Annotated in this window: 4 protein-coding genes; 2 read left to right on the top strand and 2 right to left on the bottom strand. The window is 58.1% G+C overall.

All coding sequences use genetic code 11. The annotated features are described in order from the left end of the window. Positions 1-96: 96 nt before the first annotated feature. Complete coding sequence (locus tag BM155_RS03165) at positions 97-828, top strand: ZIP family metal transporter (protein WP_074901056.1); 732 nt, start codon at positions 97-99, stop codon at positions 826-828. Between the two features lie 179 nt (positions 829-1007). Next, positions 1008-3776 (top strand): cation-translocating P-type ATPase, encoded by a 2769-nt coding sequence (locus BM155_RS03160; RefSeq protein ID WP_217641414.1) that lies wholly within the window; start codon positions 1008-1010, stop codon positions 3774-3776. Positions 3777-3898: 122 nt separating this feature from the next. Here BM155_RS03160 and BM155_RS03155 read toward each other — a convergent pair whose 3' ends face one another. Both BM155_RS03155 and BM155_RS03150 read right to left on the bottom strand, forming a co-directional pair. After that, positions 3899-4447 carry a GNAT family N-acetyltransferase gene (locus tag BM155_RS03155; RefSeq protein WP_074901054.1) on the bottom strand — a complete coding sequence of 183 codons (549 nt, stop codon included), beginning with the start codon at positions 4445-4447 and terminating at the stop codon, positions 3899-3901. Positions 4448-4738: 291 nt separating this feature from the next. After that, positions 4739-13324, bottom strand: a complete 8586-nt coding sequence (locus BM155_RS03150; protein WP_175487744.1) for a GH36-type glycosyl hydrolase domain-containing protein — start codon at positions 13322-13324, stop codon at positions 4739-4741. Positions 13325-13348: the final 24 nt, after the last annotated feature.

The raw sequence follows: 13348 nt of genomic DNA, 5'->3' as shown, positions 1-13348 counted from the left end.
CGAATTAGTCATAGGTTCCCTAGGGATATTTGGGCGTGCCAGTTACTAGCCCAGCCCAAGCGCTACTGAGCAGCCGAATTGCCGGGAATAGTTGTGATGTCCGAACCATTGATCTGGATTGTTACCGGTAGCTTTTTGATGAGCGCTGTTGCCATGGTTGGCGGTGTCACAGTGTTTTGCAGTCCTGCCACCTTGGAGCGGCTGCTTTTGCCCTTGGTGTCCCTGGCCGCCGCGACTCTGCTCGGCGGAGCATTTTTTCATATGCTGCCGGAGGGATTGGGTAGGGCTACGCCACTCTCTGCAAGTCTGTGGATGGTGGCGGGCTTTACGACTTTTTTGTTATTGGAACAATTGTTGCACTGGCACCACTCGCACAGCACCAGGGAGGCGGACGCGCCTCCGGTGACTTATCTCATCCTTCTCGGCGATGGCATTCACAACTTTATTGGGGGACTCGCTATCGCCAGTGCCTTTTTAATTGACCCTCGAGCGGGCATCTCCGCCTGGATTGCAGCGGTTGCCCATGAGATCCCTCAGGAGCTGGGGGACTTCGGCGTACTGGTCCACGGTGGCTGGTCGCAACGTCGTGCACTGATTTGGAATTTTCTGTCTGCGTTAACCTTTCCGCTGGGAGCGTTGATTGCCTACGGGATTTCTCAAAGCTTTGATGTGACTGGGCTGGTGCTTTTTGGCGCGGGCAATTTTATTTATATCGCAGCATCGGACCTGATACCGGAAATTAAGCAGCAGGCATCATTGCACGCTGTATCCTTGCATTTCGGTTTTTTTATCACCGGACTGGGGTTGATGCTGATTTTGGCGCTATAGCAAGTACAGATTCAAGGGCTCAAGCGGCTTGCGTGCACGTGCATTCCCTCCTTATTGCCTCATTTATAGGGAATAAGCGCCAGCATTCACTCAAGCCGGGGAAAGGTTGATTTAGATCAATGCCTTGTGAGGTCAGTGCCGTATAGGTTTTCGACTAATGTTGCAGAATCGGAGCCTGTATGTTCACCTCGATCACTGCGCAGCCAGACAGCGCCAAAGCCAAAATGACCGACACGGATGCACAACGCCAGTGGCATTGCTTACCAGCAAAGGAAGCCGCAAATCGCCTCGATAGCGGTGAAGAAGGGTTATCGGTGGAGGAGGCCAACCACCGCCTTGCCGCATATGGCCCCAATACATTGCCACAGCCCCGGCTGCCGGGGTTTCTCCATTTGTTTCTGCGGCAATTTGTCAGCCCGTTGATATATGTGCTGCTGGCGGCAATGGTGGTTTCATTGATTGCCGGTAAATTTGCCGACGCCACATTTATCGGATTGATTCTTCTGCTGAATGCGCTAATCGGCGCACTGCAGGAGTATCACGCGCACCGCAGCGCCCAGGCACTACGCAAACTAATGGTGAGTCGCGCGCGGGTTATTCGGGGCGGAGAAATACTGGAGATTGATGCGGAGTCGCTGGTACCTGGTGACCTGCTGCTACTTGCCTCGGGCGATCGGGTACCTGCTGATCTTCGCTTGCTGGAGTCTGTCGGGCTCGAGGTCGATGAATCTGTTTTAACTGGAGAATCGTTGCCGGTTAGCAAGAACAGCGACCTGCTGTGTGACGCCGATACACCGGTGGCAGAGCGAATCAATCAATGTTTTGCAGGCGGCCTTGTTACAAGTGGCCGTGCCCGCGGTCTGGTGACAGCCACGGGACTGCATACGGAAATGGGTAAATTGAGCCTCACCCTGGAATCCGCCGAGACGGTTCAGCCACCACTTTTTCAACGGATTGAGCGCTTTAGTAAAAAACTCACAATCGCACTGCTGACGACAGTGGCCATTCTCGCCGCAATCGAACTGGCCAGAGACACTCCGCCACTGGTGATTTTCATGACGGCAGTTGCTCTCGCTGTGTCCGCTATTCCCGAGGGGCTGCCGATGGCACTGACCGTGGTGCTCTCCATCGCCACCCGCCGCATGGTCAAGCGCAATGTGATCGTCCGCAAACTGGTGGCGGTAGAGAGTCTCGGGTCCTGTACCGTGATTGCCGCAGATAAGACCGGTACTTTGACAGAAAATCGACTCACCGCCAGTGAAGTCGCTTTCTGTGATGGCGAGGGGTTTACCGTGGACGGCGGCATACTACCGTCGCATCCGCAGTCACCCCCTGTCGATCACGCCATAATGGCGCGGGTAGCCCGGGCCGCCGCCCTGTGCAACGAGGCAGAGTTGCACCCGCTGGAAAATGGTCAGTGGCACAGCAGCGGTGATGCTGTTGACCAAGCGCTTCTGGTTATGGCCCACAAGACGGGATTTAGTCGGGCGCAATTGCTGCAGACATATCCGTTAAAGGGGCAGATACATTACGAGCCGGCGCTTGGATTTGCTGCTACATCGCATGCGAATCCGCAAGGGCAGGGGGGGCGGCAGCTGGTTTGCGTGAAGGGTGCATTGGAAAAACTATTACCCATGTGTAGCCGTATGGCCACCGCCGACGGTGATGTCCCCCTGGACAGTGCATCCATTACTGAGCAAATGCATCGTCTCGCGGAAAGGGGCGCTCGGGTGCTGGCACTTGCGGAAGGAGAGTTGGGCGAATCGGAAACGCTATCGCAAGAAAAATTGCAAAACCTCTGTTTGCTGGGATTGGCGGCGATGTTTGACCCTCTGCGCCCAGAGGCCGCCGCCGCCGTAGAGGAATGTAAACAAGCGGGCATCCACTTGTGTATGCTCACCGGCGACCACCCGCATACCGCGCTCAGCATTGCCCGAGAGCTAAAACTGGCAGAGCAGGGCGACAAAGCGGTTACCGGCACCGATTTAGCGCAGGCCGAAGCAAGGGGAGAAGCGGCAGTGGACGCGCTGACCGCCGATACGCGAGTTTACGCGCGAGTATCTCCAGAGCAAAAATTAACCATTGTGCAATCGCTCCAGCGCCAGGGAGAATTTGTGGCGGTCACCGGTGATGGCGTCAATGATGCGCCGGCGCTCAACAGTGCCCATGTTGGTGTGGCCATGGGGGAGCAAGGAACGGAGGTGGCAAAGGAGTCCGCGGATCTGCTGCTCGCAGACGACAATTTCGCCTCGGTGGTGGCCGGAGTGGAAGAGGGGCGTATCGCCTATCGGAATATCCGTAAGGTGATCTTTTTCCTGATATCCACCGGGGCAGCGGAGGTCGTACTGTTTATTCTTACCACCGCATTCGGTCTGCCCTTACCACTGACCGCCGTGCAACTATTGTGGCTCAACCTGGTCACCAACAGTGTGCAAAGTATCGGACTCGCGCTGGAACCCGGCGAGGGTGACGAAATGCAAAGACCGCCCCGTTCCCCCCAAGAATCTCTGTTCGATCCACTGATGTTACGCCGTGTGATTACCGCCGGACTTGTGATGGGTGGGCTTGCTTTCGGCTGTTTCTACTGGTTGTTGGAGCAAGGCTGGGAGGTAGATGCAGCGCGCAACAGCGTGTTGCTGCTGATGGTGCTGTTTGAGAACGTACAGGTATTCAATAGCCGCTCCGAATACCGTTCCATATTCCGCCAGCCACTGTTTTCCAATCCAATACTATTGCTGGGAACATTAGCCGGGCAGGGAATTCATATCCTGTCACTGTACTCACCTTTGATGCAGGACCTGCTCGGGGTGTCTCCGGTGAGCGCCAGAGAATGGGTAACGCTTTTGACAGTGGCACTGCTGCAGCTTTTAGCGATGGAGCTGCTATTGTCCATCACTCGCTGGCGCAAGCGGAAAACGGCTGACAGTCTGAAGACATACATAACCTAAGATGGGAAGCGACTGGCGATTGAGATCTTCACCGCATACCGGTATGAGCTGCTTGGCGCCCAACTGCCGCCGCAATACGCAGCGATGGCCTTTCGCAAATGTGGGTTTCAGCGTTGATCGGGCTATGTTGCACTTAGATCCAGGGTGAAGATGACCTGAGTATGGTCCTGCGGGTCCGTGTGGCAGTCCCACCCCATACTGCGTGCCACATCGCGTAGTTTGATATTCTCTGCCGAGTCAATGGAATAAAGGTGTTTAACACCGCGCGCACGGGCCGACTCTATCAGGCGGTTGAGAAGCAGGGTCCCCAATCCCTGCATCTGCCAATCGTCCGCCACCACTACGGCGCATTCCGCCGCTGTGCGCGATGCTTCCAGAATATAGCGCGCCGCACCGATTTCCAGCGGCCCTTTGTCACTCTCCAGTAGAGCGATAAACGCCTCCCGCTCGTCGTGGTCAATATCCGTCAATTGCTTCAGCAGCTGTTCACTGGGCTCGCCGATACCCCCTAGAAAACGGAAATGGCGGGATTCCGGTGATAAATTGGTGATAAATGCCCGCTCCAACTCTATATCGCTCTTTTCCATGGGACGGATTGTCACCACCTGACCGTTGCGCAGCTTTTCTGTCACGCTTCTGGAAATCGCCGTATGCGCTTGTTCACCGGACATTGTCACCAGTCTCCTTGTCATCGGGGCCGATGGTTGATGTGATTCATCTTCCAATAATAGGACTGTCTGCTTGGTGGCGACCAACCGGATGCAGGCATTTATGCGCAGGAGGAGCACAGAGCGGCGCTGAGACCCGTATCCCGCGCTGGATTCCACAACAATATTTAGTTCGCATAATATATATTATGTTAAATTAATAATTCCTACATCAATACTCCGCCACCCACCTGAGCTTCTCGCCTGGCCCCATGGCTCCAAGGATATCCCACAACCCATCCGAAATGTCTTAGCTCAGATCGCTTGCGCCTTTACTTTATCGAAAACCACCTTCACACGGTGTTTTGTACCGTCATCCACGAGCGGGATCCGCTCGTCGTCCAGTGTTACGCCGTCCAGGGTCAGCTCAGCCATTCTCGAAGGACAACCGCCACAGTTGTGCACATCAATTTCATAGCAGCTGCTCTTGAATCTTAAATGCACCCGGTAGTGACTCCAGGAATCCGGCAGGCAGGGTCTAATTTCAAGGGTGTCTCCACCGACCATTTGCAGGCCGAGCAACGCTTCAATGGCCCCGCGGTACAACCATCCTGATGCCCCGGAATACCAGGTCCAACCGCCTCGACCCACATGCGGCGGAACGCCATAAACATCACCCGCCAACACATAGGGTTCGGTGCGATAACGGTGTACGCCCGCGGCGTCGGAGGTATGTGTGATGGGATTGATCAAATTGAACAGATGCCAGGCGCGTTCACTCTGACCGAGCCCGGCGGCAGCCCAGACCGCCCAGGTGGCGGCGTGGGTATACTGGCCGCCATTCTCGCGTATGCCCGGTGGGTAGCCTTTAATGTAGCCCGGGTCCTTTTTGGTGCGGTCGAATGCCGGTGTCAGCAGCAATATCTGCCGCGCCTTCTCGCGCACTAAATGCTTGTAGGCGGATTCCATTGCCTGGCGAGAACGGTCGGTCGGATGTTCCTGCGACAGCACCGACCACGTTTGCGCAATAAGATCGATCTTACATTCGTCGCTGTCCTTGGAACCTACGGGGGTACCATCATCGTAATAAGCACGGCGGTACCAGGCTCCGTCCCAACCGCTCTCCTCCACCTGCTGGCGGAGATTTTCGCCAAGCTGACGGTAGTGGTTTGCCAGGGCGCTGTCACCTATGTAGTCACACAAAGGTGCCATATCCCGGCATACGCGCAGAAGGAACCACCCCATCCATACGCTTTCTCCGCGGCCAGTGGTGCTGATACGGTTAAAGCCATCATTCCAGTCACCGTTGCCAATGACCGGCAGTCCGTGTGGGCCCACTGCGCCGGCACGCTCAATGGCGCGGCAGCAGTGCTCGTACAGAGAGCCGGACTCCTCACTGCTTTCATATTCCGCATAGCGCTCATGCTCGTCCTTGGCCAAAGGTGCTCCCTGCAGATAGGGAATCTGCTCGTGCAAAATCCCGTAGTCCCCGGTACTGCGAATATATTGAGCAGTGACAAAAGGTAACCACAGGAGGTCATCGGAGCAGCGGGTGCGTACGCCACGCAGGGGTTGTTCATGCCACCAGTGCAGTACGTCTCCGTCCTGGAACTGCCGTGAGGCGGCGCGCAGTATGTGCGCCCTCGCCCAATCCGGGCGGGTCCATAATAGAGCCTGCACATCCTGCAATTGATCGCGGAAACCGAAGGCGCCACTGGATTGGTAAAAGCCGCTTCGGCCCCAAAGCCGGCAGGCCAGTGTCTGATAGGGCAGCCAGCGATTCAGCATCAGCTCGGTTGCGCGATCGGGCAGCTCCACTTGTATTGTGCCAAGGTAGTTTTCCCAAAAGTCCTCGACTTCCGCGCGCGCCTTTTCTGCCATCTCCGGCTGGCGGAATTTCGCCGCAAGCGCCAGGGCCTTGCTGCGATCTGTCCCCTCCCCCATTACGAAATAGATGTGCTGGGATTCCCCCGCTTTCAGGTCGATGTGGACCTGATACGCGGCGCAGGGGTCGATACCGCATTGTACCCGGCCGGAAAGGCCAATGCGGAAAAGTGCTTCCGGTGCCTGGAGCCCACCGGATCTACCCAGGAATTCGTGGCGATCGGTGGTCAGCCCATGTGCCGGCAGGTTTGACGTGAGGAAGGCCACCCCCGGTTTCGCATCCGGGACAAAAGCGTTGCGTGCCAGCAAAACGTCCTCTTCTGACACATACTCACTGACGAGATGCGGCCAGCTGGTGGCGCGGACCAAGCCCTGAACCCATTCTACGTAGTATGTGGCCGTGAGCCGCCGCGGGCTGTCCCAGCAGTTGGTAAGGGTGAGGCGCCCTATTTTCACTGGCGCTTCACGATCGACAAAAATCCGCCACGTCTGCTTCAGACCGTGACTGTTGTGCCGGAACTCGCTGTAGCCCGCACCGTGACAAACCTGGTAGGCGGAATCGGCGGGGCGCGGTGCCGGTGTCGGCGTCCATACCTCCGCCGTCTCTTCGTCCCGCAGGTAGAGTACTTCGCCACTGGGGTCGCGCACCGGGTCATTATTCCAGGCGGTCAGCCGGTGTTCACCACTGTTGCCGCTCCAGGTGCAGCAGGAACCGCCCTCGGATACCAGACAGCCAAAATTTGGGTTGGCAATAACGTTTACCCAGGGCGCCGGCGGGCGTTGCCCAGGTTGCAGATGCAATATGTATTCGCGCCCATCCGCACTGAAGCCGCCGATGCCGTTGTCAAATTGCAGGTCGGCAGGCCGCTCCAAAAGCGGTGTAGGCTGTGGCACACGATCCGAGGGGTGCACGGGCACAAAGGGCGGCAGTGGCTGTAACTGTGCCTGCAAAGACGAAGCCGCCGCTTCCAGCTGCGCAGTCACGGGACCGGCCGCGGAATCCAGAATGACCCGGGCCGCCGCCAACAGGCGAATGCGTTCCACGCCGGGTAACTCCTGACCCGCGACAAGCACCACTGAGCCAGCCAGTTTGCGCAGTGTGCGGCCGCGTATATCGGCGATCATGTCTTGAAGCCGGTCGCGGGTTTGCTGTGCGTAACCCGCGGACTCTTCGTCAAGTATGACCAAGTCCACCGCAATGCCGCGCCCACACCAATAAGTGTGCGCCTCTAGTATGGGCTCGGCGAAGCTGATTTCCTGGTCGCTGCGAATTTGCACCAGCAGTATGGGATTGTCTCCAGAGATGCCGCGACTCCATAACCCCGGCTGGATATGGCGGCTGCGGGCCAGCACGCGCGAAGGGGCGCGCATAGTGCCGGAGGGCGCCAGTACTGCGGACAGCAGGTCCATCATCCAGCGCATATCCCCACCGGATATTTGCAGGTTGCGCACTTCATGCTCTGACTGCATGCGCGCCAGATCAAATATCCAGCGCGCTTTGGGTTGGGAGCGGTAGCTGCGCATGGCGGAGAGGATTTCGCGCCGCGACCTGCTCACACCGGTCAGATAGATGACTTCAATTTCCGACTGCGGGGGGATGATCACCTCTTGTCCGGTGGCGATGACCGGGTCCAACACCGGGCCGGTGGTGCCGCTGAACCCCTCCAGGCCGTTCTCCAGTGCACGAGGATGTGCGGGATCACCACCGCGGCCGAGGAAACGCAGGCGGTCTGTTTCCCAGCCGAGCCGGTGTTTCACACCGGGCTGAACCAGAATGGAGTGTGCCAAATACACCGGCTTCTCAGCGTTGCTGCGGGGGCGGCGCCGGTAGAGCATCACCTGTTCGTCATCCAGAAAACGGCTTTCCACAAATAGCTTGGCAAACGCCGGGTGGCGCTGGTCTTCTTTGTCCGGCGCGAGCACCACCTCCGCGTAACTCGCCAGCAATAAGCGGCGCTTGTGGTCCCTTTCGTTCTTGATGATCAGCTGACGCACCTCCACGTCGTGCTGGGAGCTGAGGGCGACGCGCAGACGACAAAATAGCCCGGCCTCTCGGCGTTGGAACTCCACCTGGTGGGGAGAGAAGTTGGCATTGCAGTGCCCTGCTTCGCCGCCACACGGTGCCAGCCCCAGGGAGAAAAACTCACCGCTGTCCAAATCCCGCACATAGTTCCAACGCCCCCACTGATGCTGAGTTGGGTCCGGCTGCCAGCGGGTGAGCGCGATGTTATGCCAATAGGCACCGCCAGCTCCGTCCGCAGCCAACACCAGGGTGTAGTGACCGTTGGATAACAGGTTGTAGTGCGGCTGGGGGCTCGCCGGTGACACTGTCCAATTTTCCAGCGCCACTTCTGCGCGGAAGCTGCGCTGGACGCCGGGCCGCCTCCAGGGTTTGAGTGCTGGCGGCGCGGATGGCAGGCGTTCGTACAGCAGCGGAGTCAGGCCGGAAATCCGTACATCGCTGTGGAAGCGCTGCAACATTATGTCGTTGTGCAGATAATTATTGATTGCCAGCAGGATCATGCCTTGGTGGTGGCTCATATAGGAGCGCACAGTACGTGCACGTCGGGGCGCCGGCTTAGCGGTGCGGCCAAAATCGATGGCTTCGTAAAGACCAAACTGACCATAGCAGCCGTGAGCCCTCAACTGACGGAGATTTTCCATCACCGCATCGGCGCCGAACGGCAGTGCCATCAGGGAGGCGTAGGGTGAGACGACAATGCGCTCACCGAGGTCGCGCCGGAAACCGATCCCCGGCACGCCGAAGGCACGATACTGGTAGTGCAGATGGCTATCCAACTCATAATACCCGGATTCGGCGATCCCCCAGGGAAGATCGAATTCGGCGGTGAACTCCCGATGTATTTCCACTGCGTTGCGGCAGGCCCGCCCCATCAAACTGTTGTCCGGCGTCTCCATCAGCAGGCGCGGCATTAGATACTCGAACAGGGTCGCGCTCCAGGACATGAGTACCACCCTGCGATGCACCCGCCGGAAAGGGCGCTCCAGGTGGCGCCAGTGGCGCGCCGGCACATCGCCCTTGGCAATGGCCAGAAACCCGGTAAGGCGCGATTCCGAAGCCAGCAGATCGTAGTAGTTGGGGTCCAGTGCGGCATCGGTAACGTTGTAACCGATATGGAACAGGTGCCGGTCCGGGTCATAGAGAAACGCAAAATCCATTTCTTCGACCCATTGGCGTGCCCGCGCCGCCAACCGCTGTAGATCGCTTCTGTAGCCGTCGACATTTGCCTGCGCTTCCCGCAGAGCAGCGCGCAATCTGTTGTTCCAGGCAACGGCGTCATCGCGATGCTCTGCCCCTTCCGCATTGAGCGCACTTTCCAGATCTGCGAGCAGTGCCTCTGCCACCTGACATTTCTGGGGCAGCGATGCCAGAGTCAACGGTGCCCGGAGAACTTCTTCAAGTTCTTGGAATCCATCCGCCAAGGCACCGTCTTGCCGGTATAGCAATGGGGGCGATTGCAACAGGCGCTGCCAGGGTTCCAGTTGTTCCTGGTGGCGCCGCGCGGCCACTGTCTGCTGCTGCAGCTCATCCAACCATTGACGCAGGCGTCCCAATGCTTCGGCGCTGAAATTGATCTCATCGCTTTCCACCACCGATAGCACCCGTTCTTGCAAGACCGGCATCTGCCGTTCATAGATTTTGTCGATGCACTCCCACCAGTTTTTCTCTTGGGCCCCGGATTCCAGGTTTCTACGCAGCTGTTCGATCTCGGCGATCACTTTGCGCACTTCCGCTGAGGCGGTCGCCGGCTCCGCGGGCAACAGGGTCTCGGCCACCACCCCGAGTGTGTCGGCGATCCCCATCACCAGCTGGTGGCCACTGAGCGGCTGGGTCTGCAATGACTCCAGGCCCTGGGCTAAGGTCAGCAGGCTCGCAGCCAGATTACCGCTGTCCACCGTGGACACATATCGGGGGTTCAAGGGGTGCAGCTCACGGGTTTCATACCAGTTGAGGAAGTGCCCCCGATAGCGCTCCAGCCCGCGCATGCGTTCGAAACTGTTATTGAGTCGCGCCAAGAGCAGGTTGAGGTCTAAGTAGCCAAAGTCATAGGCAGTGAGAATACTTAGCAGGCCCAAGCCGATATTGGTGGGCGAAGTGCGCCTTGCCAATGCTGCCAGTGGTTCCTCCTGGTAGTTGTCCGGCGGCAGCCAGTGGTCATCTGGGCCCATGAAATATTCAAAAAAGAACCAAGTGCGCCGACTCAGCAGACGCAGTTCGCGCCTGTCGCGCGCGGACAAGGGGGGAGCCACCTGTCGCCGGTAGGGACGACTGATCCAGTGGACCACCAGGGGCACCAGTAGCCATGCCGCCAGCAGGGGGGCGGCAGGTAACAGATTCAGCGGAGCCACGGCCAGAATGCAGACGATGGAGGCTATGGCCAAGGCCGGCGATATCCACTGTTCACGCCAGGCACCATTGTTTTTCAGGCCGTTTCCAAAGGCGCGATTGGTATGCGCCGCGGATGTCCACTCCAGTAGATGGCGGCGGGAAACGCCCAAGCGATAGAGTGTGCGCAATATCGCATCCATCGCATTGAAGGCCTGGCAAGGCAAAAGCGCCATCGAAAGAATCCAGTGCAGGGCCCGCTGTCGCAAAACCCCTGGGCCTCCGCGCAGGTGCCTGTGTACATGGCGGGGATCGGCCAGGCTGCGCCAGAGCATGGACAGCATTTCCAGCCACACGGGTGCGGCCGCCAGCACCAGTAATCCTACGGTCCAAAGCCAGGCAGCACCGGGCAGTAATCCAGTCCAAGCAAACAAGAAAAGAATCAGTAGACAGGGAGCTTCCAGGCTCCGGCGCAGATTGTCGGCGATCTTCCAGCGGTGAATTGACGGCAAAGGGTTTTTAACCTTTTCGCCACTGGAGACCGTCACCCGCTGGCGCAGCCAGGGTAAGAGTTGCCAATCGCCGCGTATCCAGCGGTGGCTGCGCCGCAGCAGCGCGAAAATGTTGGGTGGATATTGTTCATAAAAAACCGTATCCGACAGCAGGGCGGCACCGCCAAGCGCACCCTCCAGCAGGTCGTGGCTGAGCACCGCGTTTTCCGGCAGCTGGCCGGCCAGTGTCCGCTCGAATACCTGCGGGTCATAAATGCCCTTCCCGGCGAAGATGGCCTCGCCAAAAAGATCCTGGTAGGCATCGGATACCGCGTGCGTATAGAGATCAACGGTGCGATCACCGGAGAAAACTTCCGTGAAAACGGTATCCGGTGAACTGCCGGGGTCAATTTCCAGGCGCGGTTGCAGGAATCCGTAACCGGCCACAACGCGTCGGCCGTTACTGTCTACCTCCGCCCGGTTCAGCGGATGGGCCATGGTTCCCACCAAGCGCCGGGCGGTACCCGGGGGCATCTGAGAATCCGCATCCAAAGTGATGACATAGCGGACTCCCCGCAACTGTGCCTTATCGCCGCAAAAAGTGGTAAAGCTGGTGTCCTCGCACCCCCGGAGCAGCTGGTTGAATTCAAGCAATTTGCCGCGTTTGCGCTCCCAGCCCATCCAACAATTTTCTGCGGGATTCCAGCGGCGTTCTCGGTGCAGCAAAAGGAAAGGCGCCCTTCCCTCGCTATCGGCGTAGCGTCGGTTCAGTGCATCCAGGGCTTCCCGGGTCGCTTGCAGTAGAGCTTTATCACTCTCGATGTGCTGCTTATCGGCGTCGGCAAAATCACTCAGTACGGCATAGACGAGATTGCGGTCATCATTATTGAGATAGTTGATCTCCAGGCACTCCAGAACCTTGCGCATATCCTCCGCATCCGCAAAGAGGACCGGCATTACCACGGCACTGCGGAAGGTGTCCGGTAGGCCTTTGTCGAAATCCAGTTTCGGTAATTTGTGCGGTGGGAGACTGTGGGTAATCAGCCCGTTCACCAGCGCCAGGGCCAATCCGGTCAGCGGCACGGCGGCAATCGCTGATATCAGCAGTATCAACAACAGCGGAGTGCCTTGTTGCAGCAGATAGACAGCGAGGGCAAGCAGTGGTGGTGCGGAGAAAAGCGCCAGCGCTGCAAAATAGGCGCTCGGCGCTTTACGCAAAAGCAGACGATAGAGACCCGGGAAAAAGTCGGGCCGGAACCCGAGACGTTTTTCCAATTCCGGACGGCCATCTCCAATCAGGTAGTAGCCGATATGGCGCCCGCGGCTATCGGGGGCCTGGCTGTCGCTCAGCTCAATCACCTGCCGGGCCACCTGCTCTTCGGAACAGCCACTGCCGCGGGCGAGTTTTTCCACCACGTTGCGATAGGTATCGCGGGTCTCGAAATCCATGTCGCGATAGGCGGCGGCCGGATCCTCTCGCAGAACTTGTTCAACCCGGCTTAAGGATTCTACAAAGTCACGCCAATCGTGGGAGCGGAGTTCCCGCAAGCTGATAATCGCGCTGGCTATACCTACACCACAGGCCTCACTCTCTGTCTCCGCACAGTCCAGTGCTTCTTCCGCGAGTTCCACCAACTGCTGCAGCAAGCTCAGGCGCAGAAGGGCTGGCAGCGCCCAAAGCTCTCCTGTGGTCAGGATGGTCTCTGTTTGGTACAGGTCAACCAGCTGAAGAATGCTTTCCATATCCAGTGGCTGACTGATGTCAGCCACCAGCGTTTCCGCCAGGGCCCGCGCGCGCAGATCGATGTGTCCGTTTACCGAAGTGACTTTCGGCAGTTGACGCAGAAACTTGCGGGGAAGGGACTCGCGTACAAGTGCGACAGTTTCCTGCACTATGTGGCGGTTATCTAAAAGCCACTCTTCGTTGCGGGTCCCCTTCTCTCTCGCTTCCACGCGTGCAGACAGACGGCGGTAGATTTCCTGAAACCGCCCTTCCAACAGCCAGAGGTGGTATTTAAGCCGGTACCTGCGTCTGCTTTCCGTCAGACGTTGATGGCCTTTAGCAAGGGTGATTATGTCATTCTGACGCTGTTGTTCATCGTCCTGCTCACGCTTGGCTCCACTCTGGCCTGCGGATTTATTGGCCGAGGGCGTAACTTTCGTTGATTTTGGCCGCAAAAAGGACCGGAGTCCGTGGAGGGC

Origin of the sequence: Microbulbifer thermotolerans (assembly GCF_900112305.1) — a bacterium.
GTDB classification, from domain to species: Bacteria; Pseudomonadota; Gammaproteobacteria; order Pseudomonadales; family Cellvibrionaceae; genus Microbulbifer; species Microbulbifer thermotolerans.
Note: the sequence above shows the minus strand (reverse complement) of the source record. Positions and strands in the feature narration are given on the sequence as shown.

Coding starts and splice junctions, on each gene's coding strand:
- BM155_RS03165 (WP_074901056.1), top strand. CDS start 97: ATGTCCGAACCATTGATCTGGATTGTTACCGGTAGCTTTTTGATGAGC.
- BM155_RS03160 (WP_217641414.1), top strand. CDS start 1,008: ATGTTCACCTCGATCACTGCGCAGCCAGACAGCGCCAAAGCCAAAATG.
- BM155_RS03155 (WP_074901054.1), bottom strand. CDS start 4,447: ATGTCCGGTGAACAAGCGCATACGGCGATTTCCAGAAGCGTGACAGAA.